Here is a 23,507-nt window from a genome sequence, read left to right on the forward strand (position 1 = left end):
CGCACCCGACTTCACCAGAGAGCCGGTCGGGCATGCGAAGGGCGAGCCGCACAGCGACCCGCCCTTGCCCCTACTGCCCTGCCGACTCCTACTTGCCCACCGTCAGCCGCAGCGTCTGCACCTCGAACGGCCGCAGCGTCACCGCCACCGAGTCACCGTCGACGGCCGCCTCGGACAGTGGCCGCTCCAGCAGGTCGGTGATCTTGGCGCCAGTCAGCGGGAAGCCCGTGCACAGCACGCCCTCCGCCCGGCCGCCGCGCGACTCGTAGAGGCGGACGACGACGTCGCCGGACGCGTCGTCGGCGAGCTTGACCGCCTCGATCGTGACACCGTCGCCGTCCGCCCACACGACCGGCTCCGGAGCACCCCCGGCATCCGCGACGCGCAGCGGAAGGTTGAGGGAGTAGCCCTCGGCGACCGCGTCCTCGATGCTCGCGCCGGGCAGCAGCGAGTACGTGAAGCGGTGCTTGCCCTGGTCGGCCCCGGGGTCCGGGATGCGCGGGGCGCGCACCAGCGACAGGCGGACCGTGGTGGTCGTACCGCCGTCCTCGCGGACCGTGCGGGAGACGTCGTGGCCGTACGTCGAGTCGTTGAGGACCGCGACGCCGTAGCCGGGCTCGGCGAGGTGCACCCAGCGGTGGCCGGAGACCTCGAAGCGGGCCGACTCCCAGGTGGTGTTGGTGTGCGTGGGCCGCTGGACATGGCCGAACTGGATCTCCGCGCTGGAGTGGGCCGCGCGGATGTCCACCGGGAAGGCGGCCTTGAGGATCTTCTCCGCCTCGTGCCAGTCGATCTCCGTCTCGAAGTCGATCCGGGGACTGCCGGCCCGCACGGTGATCGTCTGGACGATCTTCGAGCCCTTGCCGAAGTCGCGCTCCACGCGGATGGCGCCGAGGAGCGGGTCCTCGTCGGTCACCGTGACGGAGGACGTCTCCAGCAGGTCCGTGTAGCGGTTCTGGTAGTGCTTGTCGATGTCCCAGGCATCCCAGTAGTTCGGGAGGTCGGTGTGCAGGCGGAGCAGGTTGCCCTTGTCGGCGAGGACTTCGCGGTTCGCCTTCAGGTCGCGGACCGAGGCCAGCGTGCCGTCCTCGGCCACCTCCACCCGTACGAGCCCGTTGTCGAGGATCCGCCCGGCGGCGATCGTCACCGGCTGCGGGGGTTCCGCGACGGCCAGCGGGGCGCTGCCGCTCGCCGGGACCTCCACGTACATGGGGACGCCCGTCGAGGTGCGGACCACCTCGGACCGGTCGTACGGGCTCGTGTTGAAGGCACGGGACTCGCCGCCGCCGAGCGCGGCCACCGCCTCGGCGGTCAGTGCCTCCAACTCCTCGGCCACACGGGCGTATTCGGCCTCCGCCTCGCGGTGCACCCAGGCGATGGACGAACCCGGCAGGATGTCGTGGAACTGGTGGAGCAGAACCGTCTTCCAGAGGCGGTCCAGGTGCTCGTACGGGTACGCGTAGCCCGGTGCGTGCAGCGCGGCCGTCGTCGCCCACAACTCGGCCTCGCGCAGCTTGTGTTCGCTGCGCCGGTTGCCCTGCTTGGTGCGGGCCTGGGAGGTGTACGTGGCCCGGTGCAGCTCCAGGTACAGCTCGCCGACCCAGACCGGGGCGTCGGGGTACTCCTCGCGGGCCTTGGCGAAGAACTCGTCGGGGTGCTCGACCTCGACCGTCGCCGAACCCTCCAGGTCGGCGAGCCTGCGCGCCCGTTCCATGATCTCGCGGGTGGGGCCGCCGCCGCCGTCGCCCCAGCCGAAGGGGGCCAGCGAGCGGTTCGCGACGCCCTTCTCCTGGTAGTTGCGGGTCGCGCGGGACATCTCCTCGCCGCTGAAGCGGGCGTTGTAGGTGTCGACCGGCGGGAAGTGGGTGAAGATGCGGGTGCCGTCGATGCCCTCCCACCAGAAGGTGTGGTGGGGGAACTTGTTGGTCTGGTTCCAGGAGATCTTCTGGGTGAGGAACCACTCGTTGCCGGCGAGCTTGGCGAGCTGCGGGTAGGCCGCGGTGTAACCGAAGGAGTCCGGCAGCCACACGCCCTTGGTCTCGACGCCGAAGTGCTCGATGAAGAACCGCTTGCCGTGGATCAGCTGGCGGGCCATCGCCTCGCCGCCGGGCAGGTTGCCGTCCGCCTCGACCCACATGCCGCCGACCGGCGCCCACTGGCCCTTCTTCACCGACTCCTGGATGCGGGCCCACACCTTGGGGTAGTTGTCGCGCACCCACTCGTACTGCTGGGCCTGCGAGCAGGCGAAGATGAAGTCCTCGTACTCGTCGGCCAGCGAGGTGACGTTGGAGAACGTGCGGGACGTCTTGCGCTTGGTCTCGCGGATCGGCCACAGCCACGCCGAGTCGATGTGCGCGTGGCCGACACCCGAGATCTTGTGCGCGCTGGCGTTGGCCGGCTTGGCCAGCGTGGGCGCCAGGGCTGCTCGTACCGCCGCCGCCGAACCGGCCACGTCGTCCAGGTCGAGCAGGTCGAGGGCGCGGTCCAGGGCGTGCGTGATCTCGTGGCGGCGCGGGTCGTGCTCGCCCAGCTCCAGCATCAGCTCGCGCAGTACCTGGACGTCGAGGTCGAGGTGGAAGACCTCCTCGTCGAGGATGGCGAGGTCGGCGCGCTGGAAGGTGTAGATCGGCTTGTCACCGGCGGTGAGGATGTCACCCATGGGGGTGATCTTGGAGAAGTTGGCGGCGAGGATGTCGGGGTTCGAGGCCGCCTCGACGAGGTAGTCGATCTCCTCGCCGCCCGTGGCCGGGTTGGCGATCGGCACGTACTGGTTGAGCGGGTTGACCGCCTTCAGCGGGGTGCCGTCGGTGAGGTGGACCAGGGCCTCGGCCTGGTTGCCGGGCCAGTCGCCGACGAAGCCGAGGTCGATGACCGCCTCGACGCGCCGGCCGGCCCACTCGGCGGGCACCCGGCCGCGCATCCGGAACCAGGTCGTGCCCCAGGGCGGGCCCCAGAGGGTGTCCATGGCGAAGGGGGCATACGACGCGGCTGCCGCCTCCTCGAAGGAGACCGGCTCGCCGGGCGCCTGCCAGGCTTCGACCTCGAAGGGAACCGTGGCCGCGTAGATCGCCGCCTTGATCCGCTGGTCGTGGAGGCGCTGGACGCGCTCCTCGATCCGCCGGCGTTCGTCGTGCATGAGAAGTCTCCAGACCAGATTCGAGCAGACCAGATACGAGCAGATTCGAGCGGGGAAAGCGCTTACTTAAGGTACGCCAGGCCGGGGTGGACCGCGGTGTATCCGTCTACCAGTCTGCGCGCCACGTTCACGGAATCGACGAGCGGATGCAGCGCGAACGCCTTGACCGCCGTCGAACGGGAGCCGGACTCGGCGGCGGCGAGCACCTCGCGTTCGACCGCCTTCACCGAGCAGACCAGGCCGGAGGCGTGGTCGGGCAGCGGGTCGACGGTGACGGGGTGGGCGCCGCCCGCGTCGACCAGGCAGGGCACCTCGATGACGGCCTCGGTGTCGAGCACCGAGAGCGTCCCGCGGTTGCGGACATTGAGGATCAGGGTGGTGCGTTCGTCGCGGGCGATGGCCCGCATCAGAGCGAGGGCGACCTTCTCGTAGCCCCCGGACAGGTCGTCGGCGTCACGTTCGCCCGCGCCCGCCGTCTCGCGGGCCTCAGCCATGTACGTCGCCTCGCGCTCGGCGCGGGTGCGGTCCCAGGCGGTGAGGGCGGCGGCGTCGGGTCGTTTCATCTCGTCGTAGAAACCGGCCTGCTGGTCGCGCAGGAAGGCGCCGCGGGTCTTCTCGGCCTGGCTGTAGGCGCGTACGGCCTCGCGGTTGAAGTAGTAGTAGTGCAGATACTCGTTCGGGATGGCACCCAGCGACTGGAGCCAGTCGGTGCCGAAGAGCTTGCCCTCCTCGAAGGAACCGAGGAGGTCGGGGTCGGCGAGCAGTCGCGGGAGTTCGTCGCGGCCGTTGACCCGCAGCCCGCGTACCCAGCCGAGGTGGTTGAGGCCGACGTAGTCGATCCACGCCTCGCCGGGGTTGGCGCCGAGCACCCGGGCGATACGGCGGCCGAGGCCCACCGGCGAGTCACAGATGCCGATGACACGGTCGCCGAGGTGGCGGGACATGGCCTCGGTGACCAAGCCGGCCGGGTTGGTGAAGTTGATGACCCAGGCGTCGGGGGCGACCCGCGCGACGCGGCGCGCGATGTCCTCGGCCACCGGGACCGTGCGCAGGCCGTAGGCGATGCCGCCCGCGCCGACCGTCTCCTGGCCGAGGACGCCCTCGTCCAGCGCCACCTTCTCGTCGTTCGCGCGGCCCTCCAGGCCGCCGACGCGGATCGCGGAGAAGACGAAGTCGGCGCCGGTGAGCGCCTCGTCGAGGTCGGTCGTGGCGCTCACCTCGGGGGCGTCGGGCACCCCGGCCGCCTGCTCGGCCAGGACCCGGGTGACCGCCGAGAGACGGCCCGCGTCCAGGTCGTGCAGGACGACATGCGTCACCCGGCCCTCGGCGTGGTCGCCCAGGAGCGCCCCGTACACGAGCGGCACGCGGAATCCGCCGCCGCCCAGAATCGTCAGCTTCAAGGTTGCACCTTTCCTGCCGTGATGACCTGCACCCCGGCCTCCTGCAGAGAGGACTGCGTCGCCGGGTCCACCGGCGCGTTCGTCACCACCATGTCCAGCTCGTCCGGGCCGCAGACCTTCGCCATGCCCGTGCCGGGGAACTTGGCGCGGTCGGCGAGCAGGACGACCCGGTCGGCGGCCTTGATCATGGCGCGCTTGACCGGCACCTCGACCACCGTGGTGTCCATCACCTGGCCGCCGGGCCGGACGCCGCTGGTGCCCAGGAAGAGCCAGTCGGCGTGCAGCTGGCGCAGATTGTCCTCGGTGAGGAACCCGACCAGGGAGCGGTACTCGCGCCTGACCATGCCGCCGAGGAGCACCAGTTCGATGCCCTCGTCGTCCACCAGCTCCTCGAAGACCACCAGGTTGCTGGTGATCACGGTGAGCCGGCGGCCGTGCAGTTGCCGGGCCAGCCGGTAGGCGGTGGTGCCGATGTCGAGCAGCACGGACGAGCCGTCCTCGACGAGGGAGGCGGCCTTGGCGGCTATCGCGTCCTTCTCGGCCACGCGCACCTCGGCGACCTCGGCGAAGGGCTGGTCGCCCTCCTCGACCACGGCGCCGCCGTGTACACGTGTGAGCAGGCCCTCCTCCTCCAGTCTGACCAGGTCACGCCGGATGGTGGCGGGGCTCACGCCCAACTGCTCGGAGAGATCGGTCACGGCTGCGGGGCCCCCTGAGCGCAGGGCCCGCAGGATGAGTTGATGTCGTCGTTCTGCCAGCACGCGGTGAACAGTACTCGTCATCTTCAATCATTTCTATGCTTGCTTCTGCTCGACTCTTGCCAAATCTTCCGAAGGCGCGCACGATTCCGGTCATCAAATTGACGAGTTTTGACGAGAGGATGCACGCGTGGACGACGAACGGCCCGATGTGCTGCTGACCGGGCTGCTCTTCTTCGACCTCGTCCTCACCGGCCTGGGCAAGCCCCCGACACCCGGCGAGGAGATCTGGACGTCGGGGATGGGCACCAGCCCCGGCGGGATCGCGAACCTCGCGGTGGCCGCCGCCCGGTACGGTCTGAAGACCTCGCTGGCCACCGTCTTCGGCGACGACGCGTACGGCACCCACTGCCGAACCGTCCTCGCCGGTCAGGAGGGCGTCGACCTCTCGCTCTCGCGCACCGCGGACGACTGGCACACACCCGTCACCGTCTCGCTCGCCTACGACGGCGACCGCGCCCTGATCACCCACGGGCAGCCGCCCCCGTACTCCCAGGACACCCTGCTGGGTGACCCGCCCGAGGCGCGCACCGCCCTCGTCCACCTTGAGGCCGAGCCCCACCGGTGGCTGGCCAAATCGGCGGCGAACGGCACGCAGATCTACGCGGACGTCGGCTGGGACCCCACCCAGGTGTGGTCCTCCGACCTCCTCGACCAGCTCGCCCTGTGCCACGCCTTCCTCCCCAACGAGACCGAGGCGATGGCGTACACCCGCACGGACACCGCGGTCGCCGCGCTGGGCACGCTCAGCGAGCTCGTCCCGGTGGCCGTCGTCACCCGTGGCGGTGACGGCGCGATCGCCGTGGACCAGACGACGGGCGAGTACGCCGAGGTCCCGGCCCTCGCCGTGGACGTCGTGGACTCGACGGGCGCCGGTGACGTGTTCGGCGCCAGTTTCGTCGCCGCCTCGCTCGGCGGCTGGCCACTGGAGGAACGGCTGCGGTTCGCCGTACTGGCCGCCTCCCTGTCCGTACGGGAGCACGGCGGGGCGCTGGCCGCACCCGGCTGGTACCACGTCCAGCGCTGGTGGGACACGCTCGACGACCCCGAACTGCGGCGCGCCTACGGCTTCCTGGCCGACCGGCTGCCGGCCGATCCGGGACCGCCGGTGCGGTACGCGCCCGTCACACCCTGAGACCTGCCACCCCCACCGCATTGCCCCCTCCTTTATGCCCCTCCTTGATGCCCCTTACTGACTTTCCCCTCAAGCACGCACCGAACATCCGAAAGGCGGTGGGAGCTGTGCAGCTCTCACGAAGAGGCCTCCTGCGCGCGGGCCTGGCCGGTACGGCCGCCACCGCGCTCGGCGGCCTGGCGAGCGGCTGCGCCGTTCCGACCGGCTCCACCGGACGCAACATGGTCCTGTGGTACTGGAGCGGCGGTCTGAGCGACACCGTCGTCAAGAACGCCAAGGCCCGCTTCGACAGCTCGGTCGACCTCCGGGCCATCCAGATCGGCGGCCAGTACCGCTCCAAGCTCATCACCACGATCACCGGCCAGGCCCATGTCCCCGACATCGCGGGACTCAAGGGCGAGGACATGGCCGCCTACCTGCCGAACGCGGACCAGTTCATCGATCTGCGGACGCTGGGCGCGGAGAAGTACAAGAGCCAGTACCTGCCCTGGAAATGGGACCAGGGCATAGCCGACGACGGCACGATGGTCGGCTTCCCGATCGACTGCGGGCCGGTCGCGCACTTCTACCAGTACGAGGTGTTCCGCAAGGCGGGCCTGCCGTACGAGCCCGCCGACGTGTCGAAGCAGCTCTCCACCTGGGAGGCGTTCTTCGACGCGGGCGAGCAGCTCAAGAAGCGCGTTCCGGGCAGCGCGCTGCTCACGGACGTCAACTCCGTCTTCGACAACGTCGTCAACCAGGGCAGCAAGCGGTTCGTCGACAAGGACCGCCACTTCATCGGTGACGAGCAGCATGTGCGCGACGCCTGGGCGCTCGCCGTCGAGGCCAAGCGGCGCGGGATCGTGTCGGACCTGGTGAACGGCACCCCGGACCAGTTGTCGGCCATCCAGGACGGCAAGCTGCCGAGCCAACTGGGCGCCTCCTGGGCCAGCTTCGACATCAAGAACGGTGTGCCGAAGACCAAGGGCAGGTGGCGGATCGCCGACATGCCGGTGCGGCCCGCCAACAACGGCGGCTCGTTCCTGTCGATCACCAAGGCGTGCCGGGAGCCCGAGCAGGCGTTCAAGATCATCACCTGGATCCTCGACGCGGCCAACCAGGCCCAGGGATACGTCGACGCCGGTCTCTTCCCCTCCACACCCGCCTCCTACGACCTGAAGCAGCTGCGGGAGCCCGACCCCTTCTTCGGCGGCCAGGTCACCACGGACATCTTCGGGCCCGCCGCGCAGAAGATCGTGGTCGCCTACAACAGCCCGTACGACATCGCGCTCGGGACCCCCATCAAGGACGAGATCAAGAACGTCGGAGTCCTCGGCAAGGACCCGGAGAAGGCCTGGAGTGACGCCATGAGCAAGTGCCGCCGGATCGCGAAGCACCTGGGGGTGAGCTACTGATGGCAGTCATCGAGCGAACGCCGCCCGTCGTGACCCAGCCTTCCCCGGTCGGGCCGAAGAAGGGTTTCCGCAAGTACTGGCACCTCTACGCCGCGATCTCCCCCTTCTACCTGATCTTCCTCGGCTTCGGCCTGTTCCCGGTCGGCTTCTCGCTCTATCTGTCCTTCCACCGCTGGGACGGCCTCGGCTCGATGGAGTGGGCCGGGCTCTCGCAGTACCAGTACCTGCTGAGCGACAGCGACTTCTGGAACTCGATCGGCAACACGATCATCATCTGGGCGCTGGCCACCTTCCCCATGATCATCCTGGCGATGGTCCTGGCCGTGATGCTCAACTCCGCGGTCCGGTTCAAGAGCTGGTACCGCGTCGCGTACTTCCTGCCGAACGTCACCTCGGTCGTCGCGATCGCGATCGTCTTCGGCTCGATCTTCTCCACCAACAACGGCGTGGTGAACGCCGTCCTGCATTCGGTGGGGATCGACCAGGTGGCCTGGCTGAACACTCCATGGGGTATCAAGGTCACCATCGCGGCGCTGATGACCTGGCAGTGGACCGGCTACAACGCGATCATCTTCCTCGCCGGGCTCCAGACCATCCCGGGCGAGCTGTACGAGGCGGCGCGCATGGACGGCGCCGGCCCGATCCAGACCTTCTTCCGGATCACGCTGCCGCTGCTGCGGCCCACGCTGCTGTTCGTGCTCGTCGTCTCGACGGTCACGGGCCTGCAGAGCTTCTCCGAACCACAGGTCCTGCTGCAGACCTCGTCCAACGACTCGACGTTCGCGGGCGGGCCCGGCCACTCGGGCCAGACGATGGTCCTCTACTTCTTCCAGCAGACCTTCGACAACAACGACTTCGGGTACGGAGCCGCGGTGGCGTGGGGCATCTTCCTCGTCGTCGTCCTCTTCTCGATCATCAACTGGCGCCTCGTGCAGCGCCGGGGCGACTAGGAAGGGCCCGCATCATGGCATCCATAAAGGGGTCCCGCCGCAGAGGACTCTCGCTGCACCTACCGCTGATCATCGGCACGCTGGTCTCGGCCTTCCCGTTCTACTGGGCCGTGATCATGTCGACGCACAGCTCGACAGAGATTTTCTCGTACCCGCCGAAGCTGTTGCCGGGCACGCACTTCCTGGAGAACGTCCGCAACCTCTTCGACGCCATCGACTTCTTCGGGTCGATGTGGAACTCGCTGCTGGTCGCGACGGCGGTGACCTTCCTGGTCCTGCTCTTCGACTCGCTCGCGGCGTTCGTCTTCGCCAAGTTCGAGTTCCCCGGCAAGGGTGTGCTGTTCGGGCTGCTCATGGTCATCTTCATGGTCCCGGCACAGCTGTCGGTCATCCCGCAGTTCGTCGTCATGGCGAAGATCGGCTGGATCGGCTCGATGACCGCGCTGATCGTGCCGGCCGCGGCCAACGCCTTCGGTATCTTCTGGATGCGCCAGTACATGAAGACCGCCATCCACGACGAGTTGCTCGACGCCTCCAAGCTCGACGGCGCGAACTTCCTGCGCCAGTTCTGGCACGTGGCACTGCCGGTGGTCCGCCCCGGTCTCGCCTTCCTCGGCATCTTCACCTTCATGGGCCAGTGGAACGACTTCGCCTGGCCCCTGATCTCCCTCACCAATCCCGACAACGTGACCCTCCAGGTCGCGCTGTCCCAGCTCAACGGCACCCACGGCACCACCGACTACGGCATCGTGATGACCGGCGCGCTGCTCGCCCTCATCCCCCTGCTGATCGTGTTCGCGATCGGCGCCAAGCAGATCATCGGCGACCTCGCGAAGGGAGCGGTCCGCGGATGACAAGTGATCCGCTGCTGGCCCTGCGCCCCTGGGAATCGCCCGAGGTGACCTCCTGGGGCCGACTGCCCATGAACGCCGTCGACCGGCGTGCCCAGGCCCTCTCCCTGGACGGCGACTGGCGTTTCCAGCTGCTCCCGACGCCGACGGCTCCGGTCGGCGAGGACTGGTCCTCGGCCCGGGTCCCCGGCGCCTGGACCCTCCAGGACACCACCGATCTGCCCTGGTACACCAACGTCCAGATGCCGTGGCCGGACTTCCCGCCCGCGTCCCCCGCCGCCAACCCGACGGGCGTGTACGAGCGTGAGTTCGACATTCCGGCCGAGTGGGCGGGCCGGCGGATCGTGCTCCAGATCGGCGCCGCCGAGAGCGTGCTGCTCGTGCACGTCGACGGGCGGCCGGTCGGCATCTCCAAGGACTCCCATCTGGCGGCCGAGTTCGACCTCTCCGACGTCGTATGGCCGGGCGCCTCGGCGACCGTACGGCTGACCGTCGTCAAGTGGTCCGACGCCACCCACATCGAGGACCAGGACCAGTGGTGGCACGGCGGCATCACCCGCTCGGTGCTGCTGTACGCGACAGACCCGCTGTATCTCGCGGACGTCACCGTCCGGGCGCCGGCCTCCGGTGAGCTGCGGGTCGACTGCCGGGTGCGGGACGCGGGCGGCGCGCTGCCCGAGGGGTGGTACGTCACCGGCGAGATCGACGGTCAACTCCTCCTCCAGGACGCCGAGTTCGACCGCGCCAACGCCGAGGACGACCGCGTCTCCGACTTCCTCGGCGAACCCCGGCTGGGCGCGCACGTGTCCGACGTACGCACCTGGACAGCCGAGACGCCCGAGCTATACGACCTGACTGTCCGGCTGCACCGCACCGACGGAACGGTCGCCGACACCGCGCAGCACCGCGTCGGTTTCCGGGATGTCGAGATCGTCGGCCGGGACCTGCTGGTCAACGGGGAGCGGATCTACGTCAGGGGCGTCAACCGGCACGACTTCCATCCGCTGACCGGGCGGACCGTGTCGCAGGACGACATGCGCGCCGATCTCGTGCTGCTGAAGCGGTTCGGGTTCAACGCGATCCGCACCGCGCACTATCCCAACGACCCGACGCTGTACGACCTCGCGGACGAGCTCGGTCTCTACGTGGTCGACGAGGCGGACATCGAGTCGCACGACCACGCCCATGAGATCGCGGACGACCCTCGCTATCTGAACGCCTTCGTGGACCGCGTCTCGCGGATGGTCCTGCGGGACAAGAACCACCCCTCGATCATCATCTGGTCGCTGGGCAACGAGTCCGACTACGGCGCCAACCACGACGCGGCGGCGGGCTGGCTGCGCCGGCACGATCCGACCCGGCCGCTCCAGTACGAGGGCGCGGCCAAACTGGGGTGGGCCGACCCTGCGGTCGCCTCCGACATCGCGTGCCCGATGTACGCGCCGCTGGAGGACTGTGTCGCGCACGCCCTGTCCGGTGAGCAGACCAAGCCGCTCATCCAGTGCGAGTACTCGCACGCCATGGGCAACAGCAACGGCACGCTCGCGGACCACTGGGCCGCCATCGAGTCAACCCCGGGACTTCAGGGCGGGTTCATCTGGGAGTTCTGGGACCACGGCATTCTCCAGTGCGTGAACAGCGGCAGACCGGTCGGGCGCGTGGGCGCCGGACTCTATGACAACGGTGTCGCCGCCCCCGGCATGCGCTGGGCGTACGGCGGCGACTTCGGCGAGACACCCCACGACGGGGCGTTCATCGCCGACGGGATCGTCTTCCCCGACCGCACGCCCAAGCCCGTCATGTACGAGCACCGAGAGATCGCGGCTCCGGTGCGCCTGGAGGCCTTCCGGCACGAGGGGCTCGTGGTCGCCAACCACCAGTGCTTCCGCGGCCTGGACTGGCTCGCGGGCACCTGGGAACTGACCCTCTCCGACGGCCGTACGCTGACCGCGCCCGCCGAACTGCCGGATCTGCGCCCCGGCGAGACGGCGGCCGTGCCGCTGCCCATCGAACTCCCCGCCGACGGCGGCGAGGCCTGGCTGACCCTGCGGGTGACTACGGCCGGCGACGAGCCGTGGGCCCCGCGCGGCACCGAGATCTGCACGCCCCAGCTGCTGCTGCGCGCCGCACCGGACGTGTCGGAGGCGGCGGTCACGGGACCGCGCGTCAAGGTCGACGCGGACGGGCTGCTGGTTCACCCGCTGCTGACGTCCGCGCCCGTGCTGTCCCTGTGGCGGGCCCCGACCGACAACGACGAGCTGGGCGGCATGGCGGCCCGCTGGCAGGACTGGGGCCTCGACACCCTCGTACGCAAGGCCGCGGACGTGCGGCGTGACGGCGAGCGCAGCGAGATGGGGGTCCCCCCGGCCGGAGGCTGGGGGAGGGTGACCGTGCTCGCCGAGTACGCCGGGAACGCGGGCGTCATCCGCCACGAGCAGGTGTTCACCCCGGTCCAGGGCGGCATCCGCGTCGAGGAGAGCGTCGAACTGCCGGACGCGTACGCCGATGTGGCGCGGGTCGGTTCCGTGTTCGAGACGGTGTCCGGGCTCGACCTGCTGGAGTGGTACGGACAGGGCCCCTGGGAGTCCTACCCGGACCGCGCCGCCGGAGCGCCCGTCGGGCATCACTCGGCCCCCGTGGACTCCCTGTTCACCCCCTATCTGCGACCGCAGGAGAGCGGTGGACGGCACGGTGTACGACGGTTCAGGCTGTCGGCGCCGGATGCCACCGGTCTCTCGGTCGTGCTGGACCGGCCGCGCCAGGTCTCCGTGACCCGGTTCCGCGCCGAGGATCTGGCCGCCGCCACGCACCACGACCAGCTGACGCCACGGCCCGGCTGTGTGGTGCACATCGACGCGGCACACCGGGGGCTCGGCACGGCGTCGTGCGGCCCCGACACCTTCCCCTCCTACCTCCTGCAGCCGGGCACCCACCACTGGGCCTGGACTCTTCGCACCCTCTAGGACCTGTCGTCACATTCCCGCCTGCCTCGCGACGCCAGGCCCGCCCTTCGGGCGGACGACGGGCATGTGACGACAGGCCCTCCCCCACACACCTCCTCTCACCTCACAGAACCTCACGGAGTCAGTTGTGTGCACCTCGCACGAGTCCGGGCACGAACCTGCCCTCGAAGCACCCCAGGCGGGCGCCGGACGGCGTACCTTCCTGCGGGCGACCGCGCTGATCGGGGCGGCGGCGACCACGTCCGTCACCCTGCCTACGGCCGCCGAGGCCCTGACGGACAAGGCACGTTCGTCCTGGCGACCCGACACCGAGAGCCGCCGGTTCACGCTCGCCGTGATGCCCGACACCCAGTACCTGTTCGACGGGCCGAGCATCAACCCGGCGCCGATCGAGGCCTCGCTGCGCTATCTGCTGGAGCACGGTAGGGACGAGAACATCGTCTTCCTCACGCATCTGGGCGACATCACGGAGAACGGCGCACAGGCCGAAGTCACCGCTGCGGGCAAGGCCTTCGAGGTGCTCGACCGGCGCGGAGTGGGCTACAGCGTCCTCGCCGGCAACCACGACGTCCGCTCGTCCACCACCGACCAGCGCGGGGCGACCCCGTACCTGGACGTCTTCGGACCGGAGCGCTTCCGGTCCAAGCGGACCTTCGGCGGCGCCTCGGCCGACGGCTACAACACCTTCCACCTCTTCAAGGCGGCCGGCCGCGAGTGGCTCGTTCTCGCCCTGGACTGGCGGCTGTCGGACGAGGGTTACGCCTGGGCCGAGAGCGTCCTCGCCCAGCATCCGACCCTGCCGGTCGTCCTCACCACGCACGAACTCGTCTACGAGGACGACACGCTCTCCGCATACGGGCAGCAGCTGTGGGACAAGCTGGTCAACAACCACGACCAGATCTTCCTCACCCTCAACGGGCACTACTGGCCCGCCGCCCGCGCCACCCGCAAGAACGCGGCCGGGAACGACGTACACCTGCACCTGACGAACTATCAGAACCGCTACTACGGCGGCGCGGCGATGATCCGCCTCTACCACTTCGACCTCGACCGGAACACCATCGACGTCGAGACGGTCTCGCCGTGGATCCTGGGCCGGGCGGCCAAGGGGCTCAACGAGCTGGAGCGCGAGGAGATGGAGCTCTCCGGCGACGCGGACCGCTTCTCCGTGGACATCGACTTCGAGCAGCGGTTCTCGGGTTTCGCGCCGGTGGCGCCGCGGCCGGCCCGGCCGGCGAAGAAGATGCTGGTTCCCGGGACAGTCGCATACTGGCGCTTCGACGGACAGCGGGACGGCGCAGCCTTGACCGGCACAGTCCGCGACCAGTCGGGCCGTGGCAACGACCTGACCCTCGTCACGGTCGGCGCAGCCGCGCTCACCTGGTCGTCCGACCACCACCCGGACCAGCCGGGCCACGGCAGCCTTGAGTTCCAGGGCTACAAGTCCCCGCTGAGGGGCGCGTATCTGCGCACGGTCGACGGAGCGCCCCTCAACTCGGCCACGTTCAAGGCCGGTTACACCATCGAGGCGTTCTACCGCCTCCCGGCCGACTGGGACCCCGCGCACCACGCCTGGGGCGGACTCGTCAGCCGTACCGGTACGGGCGGGGCGGCGGGCAAGACCGCGGACGATCCGGACGAGCCGTTGGCCACGCTGTCGCTCTCCGACGGGCCGGGCCCGCAGTGGGCGGTCCGGCCACTCAACCAGGAGGGCATCGCGACCAACTGGGGCGACGAGACCGCGCGGGAGGTGTGGTGGCACGTGGCCGTGGTCAACGACGGCCGGCACACCACGCTGTACGTCCAGGGGTGCCCGGTGGCCCGCAATCCGCACGCCACCGCGGTCGGACTCACCTCGGTCGGGCTGCCGTGGCTGCTCGGCGGCTACGAGTACGCGGGAAAGATCGACCAGATCCTGCACGCCCGCCTCGGCGACGTACGGATCGTCGAACGGGCCTTGCCCGTCAGCTCGTTCATGAACCACTGACGCACACCGTCGGGCTCCGCCAAGCCTCCTGGACTTCACAACTCTGCAGATCCACCAGATCCCAAGGGACTCACAGACCATGACAGAGCAACAGCTGCCTGCTTGGGCCGACCCCGCCGTCTCCCCCGCCGGCCTCGACGCCCAGGGCGTCTCCCGGCGTCAACTCCTGCACCGGGCGGGCCTGTTCGGCGCCGCCTTCGCCGCCGGTTCGCTGGCGACGCCCGCTGCCGCGGCGGGCCCGCGACGGCTCGGCGGAAGCGACCCGCGTCTCGCCTACCTCGTCGGCGACCATCACATCCACAGCGTGTACAGCCACGACGCCAAGTACACGTTCTCCCAACTGGCGGCAGCGGGCGAGAAGTTCGGCCTCGACTGGATGGTGTTCACCGAGCACTCCAACTTCGGGCACGCCCAGTACGGCGCCCCGCTGGAGCACGCCGAGATCCTCAAGGCGCGGGCCGAGAACCCGCGTCAGCTGATCTTCCAGGGCCTGGAGTGGTACATCCCGGGCGCCGAGCACTGCACGGTCTTCTCGCCGCCCGGCCGCCACGAGGTCGAGCTGCTCACCAAGTTCGAGAGCGCCTACGACGGCAAGCTCCTCGGCTACACCGAGGGCTCGGCCGGCGCGGCGGACACCGCCCGCAACGAGGCGCACGCGGTCAAGGCGATCAAGTGGCTGGCCGAGCAGCGCCGCACCGGTTACGTCGACGACGTGCTGGTCCTCGCCAACCACCCGATGCGCCTGGGCATCGACTCCCCGCACGAGATGCGCAACTGGCGGGACGCTGCTCCCGAGATCATGGTCGGCATGGAGGGCGCGCCCGGCGCCCAGGGTGCGGCCATCCCCGGCTGGCGCGGGGCCACCTCGATCCGCGGCGAGTACGAGAACAAGCCCACGGCACAGTCCTGGCAGGGCTATCCCGCGGACGGGTATCTGACGTACGGCGGTTTCGACTGGGCGACCGCGACGGTCGGCGGTCTGTGGGACTCGATGCTGGCAGAAGGCAGCCTGTTCTCGATCACCACGAACTCCGACGCCCACCGGATCGTCTTCGACACCTGGAAGAACGGCGACTGGGCGGCCGGGCAGAACTTCGACAACACCGGCAAGCTGCCCGACCCGGTGAACACCGACACCCCACAGCCCGGCAGCGACTTCTGGCCCGGCCAGTTCAGCCGCACCCACGTGGGCGTCACGGGCTACGGCTACCGCTCGGTGATGGCGGGTATGCGCGCGGGCCGGGTCTGGCTGGACCACGGTCATCTGCTGGACGGGCTCGACGTACGGCTGACGCGTGACTGCGACTTCGGCCGGGGTGTCACGCTGGGCGGCCGGCTCCGCGTCCGCAGGGGCGAGAAGCTCACGCTGAACATCACCGTGACCACCGCGTCCCGTCTCAACCCCCAGGGAGTCCTGCCCGAGTTGGCGCACGTCGACGTGATCCGGGGCGCGGTGCGCGGTCCGGCCACCGACCGGGACACCTGGCGGGCGCCGGACACGAAGGTCGTGAAGTCGAAGGACGTGACGGGGCGCAAGGGGACGTACACCCTGCGTGTGGCGCTGACCGCCGGCGACGAGTCGTTCTACGTCCGGCTGCGCGGCAGCGACGGCAACCGGCACGGCGCCGGTTACCTCGGTGCCGCCGTCGACCCGCACGGGCCGATACCGCACGAGCCCGGAAACGGTGACCCGTGGGCCGACACGTGGTTCTATTCCAACCCGGTGTTCGTCGACGTCGTAGGCGGCTGACTGATGAATCTGATGAAGGGGCGACTTCTGCCCCTCGGGGCGTTATTAGGCCTGTCGGGGGCGCTCGTGCTCGGCGGCGGATAAACAGCAATCCGCCGCCGGCGGGCTTGCGGCGCCCTGGGCAGGGCCGTGTCCATCGCGCCCTCCGCCGCGGCGGCCTCCCGGGCCCCGGACGCACAGGATGCGTGCGGTCCGGGCGGGGCGGCGTACCAGCAGGTCACAGGCTGACGAAGTGATCGACAGGGGCGTAGCGTGGGCAGCGTGACCACCGAGGAGCCGCTGCGGCCGCAGTCCCTGATGCTGACGTTCCTGGGCGATCAGGTGTTCGGGCGTGATGTCTGTGTGTACTCGGGCAGCATCATCGACGTGTTCGCGCGGGCAGGCATCGGCGAGCAGGCGACCCGTTCGACGCTGACCCGGATGGTGAGCCGCGGTCTGCTGCGCCGCCAGCGCGCGGGCCGACGGATGTACTTCGGGCTGACCGGGCGTTCGGCGGCCGTACTGGCGGACGGCGACCAGCGCATCTGGCACACCGGCGCGGTCAACCGCCACTGGGACGGCACCTGGACCCTGCTCGGATTCTCGCTTCCCGAGTCCTGGCAGCGCCAACGCCACGACCTGCGCTCGCAGTTGACGTGGAGCGGCTTCGGGGCGTTGTTCAACGGTCTGTGGATCGCGCCGGGCGAGGTCGACGTGTCCGCCCTGCTGACCGAACTCGGCCTGTCCGCCCATGTGAAGGTGTTCCGGGCGCACGCCGAAGCGGGCATGGACATCGGTGCGATGATCGAGGAGACCTGGGAGCTGGCCGAACTGGCCGCGCGCTACGAGGCGTTCGTACGGCGGTGGCAGCCCTGGGAGACCGAGCTTCCGGCGGCGGACGACTCCCTCTCCCTGCGCCTGGTCCTGCAGGCCGAGTGGCTGGGCATCATCCGCGACGATCCGCGTCTCCCGGTGAAGCACCTTCCGGACGGCTGGGCGGCGGAACAGGCCGAGAAGACGTTCCGGACGGTGTACGAGCGGCTCACACCGCTCGCCCAGGAAGCCTCGGAACGCCTTGTCGACCTTGTGCCCGTACGCGAGGACCAAACAGATCAGACGGATCAGACGGATCAGGCGTAGAAACGGGACAGGCTCTGCAGCACCGCCGCCGGCTTCGGGGCGCCCTCGATCTCGATCGTGCCGTCGACGGTGATCTGCACCCCGCCCTTCACATCCTCGACGTCGGCCAGCCTGCCGACCAGGCGGATCTTCGAGCCGACCTTCACGGGTGAGGGGAAACGCACCTTGTTGAGGCCGTAGTTGACCTTCGTGGTGACGCCCTGGACGTCCAGCAGCTCGGTGAAGAGCGGGATGAAGAGGGAGAGGGTGAGGTATCCGTGGGCGATCGGGGCGCCGAAGGGGCCTTCGGCGGCCTTCTCCGGGTCCACGTGGATCCACTGGTGGTCGCCGGTCGCGTCGGCGAAGGTGTTGATGCGCTCCTGCGTGACCTCGATCCACTCACTGGTGCCCAGGTCGCTGCCGGCGAGCTTCTTGAGTTCGTCGATGCCGTTGACCGTGATGCTCATATCGCGTTCCTTAACTGGGAGTTGAGCTGGTAGTTGTTGCGGGAGCGGGCCCGGCGAGGGCCAGGGCCTAGGAACCCGCGCCGAAGGCCTTGCGCACCCGGGCCTTGAGGAGCTTTCCGGAGGCGGTGCGCGGGAGTTCGTCCGCGATGACGACCGACTTCGGGATCTTGTACTTGGCGAGCCGCCCGGACAGTGAGGCCAGTACCTCGTCCTCGTCCAGGGCCGCGCCCTCGCGGGGCACGACGACCGCGCGTGGCACCTCGCCCCACTTCTCGTCGGCGACGCCGATGACCGCGCACTCGACGATGTCGGGGTGGGCCAGGAGCAGATCCTCGATCTCGGCGGGGTAGATGTTCTCCCCGCCCGAGATGATCATGTCCTTGATGCGGTCGACGACGAAGACGTACCCGTCCTCGTCGATCCGGGCGGCGTCCCCGCTGCGGAACCAGCCGTCCGTGAAGGAGGCGGCCGTCTCCTCGGGGAGCCCCCAGTAGCCCGGCATGACGTGCGGTCCCCGGACCACGATCTCGCCGGGCTCGCCGACCTCTGCCGGGGTCAGGTCCGGCCGTACCACCCGTACGTCGCTGAAGAAGTGCGGTACGCCCGCCGAACCGGCCTTGCTGATCGCGTGTTCGGCGTCCAGGAAGAGGGTCCCGGGTGAGGCCTCGGTCATGCCGTACCCCTGGAGGAAGGTGAGCCCTCGCTCCTGGAAGGCGGCGATGAGCGGGGTCGGTACCGGTGAGCCGCCGCACGAGAGCATGCGCAGCGACGACAGGTCGGCCTCGGCCCAGCGCGGATGTCTCGCCACCTGGTCGAACATGGTCGGCACCCCGAACATGAAGGTGATCCGGTGCTGTTCGATCAGGTCGAAGGTCTCGTCCGCCGCGAAGGACTCGACCAGCACACATGTACCGCCCTTGAGCAGCACGGGCAGGGTGAGCATGTTCAGCCCGGCCGTGTGGAACAACGGGGCGGAGACCAGGGCGCGTTCGTCGGTGATGACGTCCTGGTCGACGAGCACGTTGACGGCGTTCCAGGTCAGGTTGCCGTGCGTGAGCATGGCGCCCTTGGGACGGCCGGTCGTGCCCGAGGTGTACATGATGATGCAGGTGTCGTCGGCGGTGACCGGCGCGTCGATCGGCTCGGCGGAGGAACCGGCGAGCGCCTCCTCGTACTCGGCGCCGACCTCGACGTACGCACGCACGTCCGTGCTGCCGGGCAGTCCGGCGACGAGGCCGGCGTGCGAGGGGCCGTAGACCAGGGCCTTGGTGCCGGAGTCGGCGAGCTGGTAGGCGATCTCCGGGCCGGCGAGGCGGGTGTTGAGCGGTACGAAGACCGCGCCGAGCGTCCCCGCCGCGAACAGTGTCTCCAGGTAGGAGGGATGGTTCGGGCCCAGATAGGCGATCCGGTCGCCCCGGCGCACGCCCCGGTCACGCAGGGCGTGTGCGAGCCGGGTGGTGCGCTCGTACAGCCGTGCGTAGCTGATCGTGGTGTCGCCGTGGATCAGGGCGGTGCGTTGGGGGGTCTTGCGGGCCCGGCGGGCGGGCCAAGACCCCAGTCCCTCGTTGCGCATCGTTGCGCCCCTCTACGAGTTACGAGACATGAGTTGAGAGATACGAGTTACGGGGTCACGGCTTCGTGAGCCCGAGCAGCCTGGCCGCGTTCTCCTTGAGGATCTTCGGCCTGACCTCGTCCTTGATCGGCAGCTTCTCGAAGTCGGCGAGCCAGCGGTCCGGGGTGAGCACCGGGTAGTCCGAGCCGAAGAGGACCTTGTCCTTGAGTAGTGTGTTGGCGTACTGCACCAACTGCGGCGGGAAGTACTTCGGCGACCAGCCGGACAGGTCGATGTGCACGCCCGGCTTGTGCGTGGCGACGGCGAGCGCCTCGTCCTGCCAGGGGAACGACGGATGCGCCAGGATGATCTTCATCTGCGGGAAGTCCGCGGACACGTCGTCGATGTGCAGCGGGTTCGAGTACTTGAGCCTGATCCCGCCGCCACCGGGGACTCCGGCGCCGATGCCCGTCTGGCCGGTGTGGAAGAGCGCGATCGTGCCGGTCTCCTCGATCACCTCGTACAGCTCGTAGGCGACCGAGCGGTCGTTGGGGAAGAAGCCCTGGATGCTGGGGTGGAACTTGAAGCCCTTGACCCCGTACTCCTCGACCAGGCGGCGGGCCTGCTTGACGCCTGCCCGGCCCCGGAAGGGGTCGATGGAGGCGAAGGGGATCAGCACGTCCGGGTTGGCCGCGGCGGCCTCGGCGACCTCCTCGTTCGGGACGGGCTCGGTGCCGGTCGCGGACTCGGCGTCCACCGTGAAGATGACGGCGGCCATCTTCCGCTCGCGGTAGTACGCGGCGGTCTCCTCCAGGGTCGGCTTCCGCTTGCCCTCGACCTTGAAGTAGGCCGACGAGGCGTCGTGGAGGTCGTCGGCCAGGGACGAGGCGCCCTTGGAGGAGATCTCGGCGTGGGTGTGGACGTCGATCGCGACGAGTTCCTCGACGTTGAGGTTCGCCATGGTTACGCCTCCGGGAACTTGGGGGCGGGGATGCCCACCGACTGGAGCTCGGCGCCGACCGAGGTGGGCCAGGCGTCGGCCAGGGCCTCGGGGGTCCAGCCGCCGTCGGCGTACGCCGCCCTGATCTCCTGCGGATGCGACCAGAGTGCCACCTTGTCGCCGCCGATGCCGATGGCCTGGCCGGTGATGCCCCGGGCGGCCTCGGAGGCGAGGAACGGGACGAGGGCGGCGCAGTCCTCGGGGGTGCCGAAGCCCTCACCCTTGCGCAGGAAGGCCGGGAACGGCTCGCCGTTCTTCAGCGCCTCGATGTACGGGGCGAAGGCGGGGATGGTCTCGGTCATCGCGGTCGCGGCCACCGGCACGATCGCGTTGACGGTGATGTTCGCGCGGCCCAGCTCCATCGACCAGGTGCGGGCGAAGGCGGCGATGCCGGCCTTGGCGGCGGAGTAGTTCGTCTGCCCGAAGTTGCCGCGCTGGCCGGCCGGGGAGCCGACGAGGATCAGTGTGCCGCCCTCGCCCTGCTCGCGCATGCGTACGGCGGCGGCGCGGGCGCAGGTGAAGGTGCCCTTGAGGTGGGTGGTGATCACCGCGTCGAAGTCGTCGTCGGTCATCTTCCACAGCACCTTGTCGCGCAGGATGCCCGCGTTGGTGACCAGGATGTCGAGCCGCCCGAACTCCTCCACCGCACGGTTCACGAGCCGCTCGGCGGCCTCGGTCGTGCCGACCGGGACCACCTCGGCGACGGCGGTGCCGCCCGCCGCGGTGATGGACTTCACGGCCTGCTCGGCCACGTTCTCGTCGACGTCGTTGACGACCACGGAGGCGCCGGCGGCGGCGAGAGCGTGCGCGTAGGCGAGGCCGAGGCCACGGCCACTGCCGGTGACGACGGCGACCTTGCCGGTCAGATCGATGCTGGGCACGAGGGGGGTCCCTTCACAAGACGACAACTCAAGACGACAGCTCAAGACGACTGCTCAAGACGACTGCTCGAGATCGAAGCTAAGAGCAATAATTGTTGACGTCAATAGTTGTTGCCATCAGGTGTGTGAGTCATGCTGGAATCAGCACACGGATCAGCACACGGATCAGGACCCGAAAACCGCCCCGCCCGGGGCCTCGACCAGGGAGCCCGCCATCGCCCCCCAGCAGCCCCTCCAGAACCCCGCCTCGATCGACGCGCACGAGCCGTGGATGCGTGGGCTGCACGCGGACACCGGCTATCTGCTCTACCGCCTCGGCCTGCGCTCGGGACAGCTCTTCAACTCCTTCCTCCAGGAGTCGGGACTGCGCCTGCGCCACTACGCTGTACTGCGCTTCCTGAGCACCGCCGAGGGCACCCTCCAGCGCGAGCTGAGCGCACAGCTCGGCTACGACCCCTCCGCGATCGTCGGCCTGGTCGACGATCTGGAGAAGCTCGGCTTCGCCGAACGCCGCCCCGCCCCCGACGACCGCCGCAGCCGGATCGTCGCCCTGACCGGGAACGGCCGCACCTTCCTCCGCGACACCGACGAGGCCGGCCAGCGCGTGACCAACGAATTGCTCGGCCCGCTCGACCCCGCCCAACGGGAGTCTCTGCACCTGCTGCTGCAGCGGCTCGCGGAGGACGGACTCAACTGATGTTGTGCATATTCTTGACTGTCGCTTGATTGGTGCCTAACTTCACCCAGGCACCGGTACGGTCCCCCCAACCGGTGACGTCCCCCACGACATCGGCATCAGGGAGCTCCCCGTGCGGCCATCCCGCTCGTCCTCCGGCTACATCCCCCAACCCTCCCCGGACACAAGGGAGTTGCGCCGCGTCGCACTGTCCGGGCTGCTCGGCACCACCGTCGAGTTCTACGACTTCCTCGTGTACGGCACGGTCGCCGCACTCGTCTTCGGTGATCTGTTCTTCCCCCAGGCCGACCCCACGGTCGGCACCATCGCCGCCTTCGGCACCTTCGCCGCGGGCTATGTCGCCCGGCCGCTCGGCGGCATCGTCTTCGGCCACTTCGGCGACCGGCTCGGCCGCAAGTCGATGATGCTGCTGACAATGACCCTGATGGGCTGCGGCAGCTTCCTCATCGGACTGCTGCCGACGTACGACGCGATCGGCGTCTGGGCCCCGGTCCTGCTGGTCGCCCTCCGGGTCGTCCAGGGCCTCGCCATCGGCGGCGAGTGGGGCGGCGCGACACTCATGGTCGTCGAGCACGCCGAACGCACCCAGGGTTCCCGGCGCGGCCTGTGGTCCAGTTCCACCCAGCTCGGCGCACCGCTCGGCTCCGTGATCTCCGCCGGAGTGGTCACCCTCGTCTCCACGCTCCCCGACGACCAGTTCCGCGCCTGGGGCTGGCGCGTACCGTTCCTGCTGAGCTTCGTACTGCTCGGGGTCGGCCTGTTCGTGCGGCTGCGGGTCGCGGAGAGCCCGCTGTTCACCGAGGCCAAGCGGGACATCTCCGCCAAGCCGCCGATCTTCGAGGTGCTGCGCCGCCCGAAGCCGGTACTGCTCGCCTGCTGCGTCGGCATCGGCGCCTTCACCGCACAGTCACTGCTGACCGGCTTCATGATCTCCTACGCCACCGACAACGGGTACAGCCGGTCACAGGTCCTCACGGCCGTGACCATCGCCTCCTGCGTGGCGCTGATCGTCCTGCCCACGGCCTCCGCGCTCACCGACCGCGTCGGCCGCCGCCCGGTGGTCCTCGCCGGTGCCGTCGCCTCCGCCGCGCTCGCCTTCCCCGTGCTGTGGCTGGTCGACTCCGGCTCGCCCGGGCTGCTGATCCTCGCCCTCGTCCTCGGTCACGGCATCGCCCAGTCGACGATGTACGGGCCGCTGGGCGCCCTGTTCTCCGAGATGTTCGGCACCAAGGTGCGCTACACGGGCGCCTCGCTCGGCTATCAGGCCGCGACCCTGGTCGGCGCCGGGTTCTCGCCACTGATCGCGACCAGCCTGCTCGCCTCGAACGGCGGCGGCAGCACGCCCGTGTCGCTGCTGCTGTGCGGCGGTGCGGTGATCACCGCGGTCACGGTGTGGCGGATGCCGGAGACCCGCACCGACACGCTCGACTCCTCGGCCCTTCCCCAGGAGGCCCCCGCCCCCGAAGGAATCCACCCGTGAACTCCGGC

At 69.5% G+C, this 23,507-nt stretch carries 17 protein-coding genes; 10 read left to right on the forward strand and 7 right to left on the reverse strand.

Features of this window, described 5'->3' with window-relative positions:
- Positions 1-88: 88 nt before the first annotated feature.
- From OG734_RS06795 to OG734_RS06805, 3 genes are all read right to left on the reverse strand, one after another.
- Positions 89-3,136 carry an alpha-mannosidase gene (locus tag OG734_RS06795; RefSeq protein WP_330286553.1) on the reverse strand — a complete coding sequence of 1,016 codons (3,048 nt, stop codon included), beginning with the start codon at positions 3,134-3,136 and terminating at the stop codon, positions 89-91.
- Positions 3,137-3,198: 62 nt separating this feature from the next.
- Positions 3,199-4,536 (reverse strand): 6-phospho-beta-glucosidase, encoded by a 1,338-nt coding sequence (locus OG734_RS06800; protein WP_330286554.1) that lies wholly within the window; start codon positions 4,534-4,536, stop codon positions 3,199-3,201.
- Positions 4,533-5,297 (reverse strand): DeoR/GlpR family DNA-binding transcription regulator, encoded by a 765-nt coding sequence (locus OG734_RS06805; RefSeq protein ID WP_330286555.1) that lies wholly within the window; start codon positions 5,295-5,297, stop codon positions 4,533-4,535. Before OG734_RS06805 ends, OG734_RS06800 begins: the two co-directional genes overlap by 4 nt.
- A gap of 127 nt (positions 5,298-5,424) precedes the next feature.
- On the opposite strand from OG734_RS06805, the gene OG734_RS06810 reads away from it, so the two are divergent.
- The 8 genes from OG734_RS06810 to OG734_RS06845 all read left to right on the forward strand — a co-directional run bounded on the left by OG734_RS06810 (position 5,425) and on the right by OG734_RS06845 (position 17,443).
- Positions 5,425-6,429, forward strand: a complete 1,005-nt coding sequence (locus OG734_RS06810; RefSeq protein ID WP_330286556.1) for a carbohydrate kinase family protein — start codon at positions 5,425-5,427, stop codon at positions 6,427-6,429.
- A gap of 107 nt (positions 6,430-6,536) precedes the next feature.
- A complete protein-coding gene (locus OG734_RS06815) occupies positions 6,537-7,823 on the forward strand; it encodes an ABC transporter substrate-binding protein (protein ID WP_330286557.1) in 1,287 nt (428 codons plus the stop codon).
- Complete coding sequence (locus OG734_RS06820; RefSeq protein ID WP_330286558.1) at positions 7,823-8,773, forward strand: carbohydrate ABC transporter permease; 951 nt, start codon at positions 7,823-7,825, stop codon at positions 8,771-8,773. The genes OG734_RS06815 and OG734_RS06820 overlap by 1 nt, the downstream gene beginning before the upstream one ends.
- Positions 8,774-8,787: 14 nt before the next feature.
- Positions 8,788-9,627, forward strand: coding sequence for a carbohydrate ABC transporter permease (locus OG734_RS06825; protein ID WP_330286559.1), 840 nt, complete (start codon positions 8,788-8,790; stop codon positions 9,625-9,627).
- Positions 9,624-12,587 carry a glycoside hydrolase family 2 TIM barrel-domain containing protein gene (locus OG734_RS06830; protein ID WP_330286560.1) on the forward strand — a complete coding sequence of 988 codons (2,964 nt, stop codon included), beginning with the start codon at positions 9,624-9,626 and terminating at the stop codon, positions 12,585-12,587. Before OG734_RS06825 ends, OG734_RS06830 begins: the two co-directional genes overlap by 4 nt.
- A 127-nt stretch (positions 12,588-12,714) precedes the next feature.
- Positions 12,715-14,574: a LamG-like jellyroll fold domain-containing protein gene (locus OG734_RS06835; RefSeq protein ID WP_330286561.1), complete on the forward strand. Its 1,860-nt coding sequence runs from the start codon at positions 12,715-12,717 to the stop codon at positions 14,572-14,574.
- Positions 14,575-14,653: 79 nt separating this feature from the next.
- Positions 14,654-16,324, forward strand: a complete 1,671-nt coding sequence (locus OG734_RS06840) for a PHP domain-containing protein (RefSeq protein ID WP_330286562.1) — start codon at positions 14,654-14,656, stop codon at positions 16,322-16,324.
- 261 nt (positions 16,325-16,585) lie between these two features.
- Positions 16,586-17,443 carry a PaaX family transcriptional regulator gene (locus tag OG734_RS06845; RefSeq protein ID WP_330286563.1) on the forward strand — a complete coding sequence of 286 codons (858 nt, stop codon included), beginning with the start codon at positions 16,586-16,588 and terminating at the stop codon, positions 17,441-17,443.
- On the opposite strand, the gene OG734_RS06850 is transcribed toward OG734_RS06845, so the two are convergent.
- The 4 genes from OG734_RS06850 to OG734_RS06865 all read right to left on the reverse strand — a co-directional run bounded on the left by OG734_RS06850 (position 17,434) and on the right by OG734_RS06865 (position 21,322).
- Positions 17,434-17,889 (reverse strand): MaoC family dehydratase, encoded by a 456-nt coding sequence (locus OG734_RS06850; protein WP_330286564.1) that lies wholly within the window; start codon positions 17,887-17,889, stop codon positions 17,434-17,436. The genes OG734_RS06845 and OG734_RS06850 overlap by 10 nt on opposite strands.
- Positions 17,890-17,956: 67 nt before the next feature.
- Positions 17,957-19,462 carry an o-succinylbenzoate--CoA ligase gene (gene menE / locus OG734_RS06855; RefSeq protein ID WP_330286565.1) on the reverse strand — a complete coding sequence of 502 codons (1,506 nt, stop codon included), beginning with the start codon at positions 19,460-19,462 and terminating at the stop codon, positions 17,957-17,959.
- A gap of 55 nt (positions 19,463-19,517) precedes the next feature.
- The gene (locus OG734_RS06860) at positions 19,518-20,402 is read right to left on the reverse strand and encodes an amidohydrolase family protein (RefSeq protein WP_330286566.1); all 885 of its coding nucleotides are present in this window, start codon (positions 20,400-20,402) and stop codon (positions 19,518-19,520) included.
- 2 nt (positions 20,403-20,404) lie between these two features.
- Entirely contained in the window at positions 20,405-21,322 is a 918-nt protein-coding gene (locus OG734_RS06865) for an SDR family oxidoreductase (RefSeq protein ID WP_330286567.1), read from the reverse strand.
- A 271-nt stretch (positions 21,323-21,593) separates the two neighbouring features.
- On the opposite strand from OG734_RS06865, the gene OG734_RS06870 reads away from it, so the two are divergent.
- Together OG734_RS06870 and OG734_RS06875 are read left to right on the forward strand one after the other, a co-directional pair.
- Positions 21,594-22,019: a MarR family winged helix-turn-helix transcriptional regulator gene (locus tag OG734_RS06870; RefSeq protein ID WP_330286568.1), complete on the forward strand. Its 426-nt coding sequence runs from the start codon at positions 21,594-21,596 to the stop codon at positions 22,017-22,019.
- A gap of 112 nt (positions 22,020-22,131) precedes the next feature.
- Positions 22,132-23,499 carry an MFS transporter gene (locus tag OG734_RS06875; protein WP_330286569.1) on the forward strand — a complete coding sequence of 456 codons (1,368 nt, stop codon included), beginning with the start codon at positions 22,132-22,134 and terminating at the stop codon, positions 23,497-23,499.
- Positions 23,500-23,507: the final 8 nt, after the last annotated feature.

This window comes from Streptomyces sp. NBC_00576, assembly GCF_036345175.1.
In the GTDB taxonomy this organism is placed as follows: Bacteria; Actinomycetota; Actinomycetes; order Streptomycetales; family Streptomycetaceae; genus Streptomyces.

Coding starts and splice junctions, on each gene's coding strand:
- OG734_RS06795 (WP_330286553.1), bottom strand. CDS start 3,136: ATGCACGACGAACGCCGGCGGATCGAGGAGCGCGTCCAGCGCCTCCAC.
- OG734_RS06850 (WP_330286564.1), bottom strand. CDS start 17,889: ATGAGCATCACGGTCAACGGCATCGACGAACTCAAGAAGCTCGCCGGC.
- OG734_RS06830 (WP_330286560.1), top strand. CDS start 9,624: ATGACAAGTGATCCGCTGCTGGCCCTGCGCCCCTGGGAATCGCCCGAG.
- OG734_RS06870 (WP_330286568.1), top strand. CDS start 21,594: ATGCGTGGGCTGCACGCGGACACCGGCTATCTGCTCTACCGCCTCGGC.
- OG734_RS06840 (WP_330286562.1), top strand. CDS start 14,654: ATGACAGAGCAACAGCTGCCTGCTTGGGCCGACCCCGCCGTCTCCCCC.
- OG734_RS06825 (WP_330286559.1), top strand. CDS start 8,788: ATGGCATCCATAAAGGGGTCCCGCCGCAGAGGACTCTCGCTGCACCTA.
- OG734_RS06860 (WP_330286566.1), bottom strand. CDS start 20,402: ATGGCGAACCTCAACGTCGAGGAACTCGTCGCGATCGACGTCCACACC.
- menE (WP_330286565.1), bottom strand. CDS start 19,462: ATGCGCAACGAGGGACTGGGGTCTTGGCCCGCCCGCCGGGCCCGCAAG.
- OG734_RS06820 (WP_330286558.1), top strand. CDS start 7,823: ATGGCAGTCATCGAGCGAACGCCGCCCGTCGTGACCCAGCCTTCCCCG.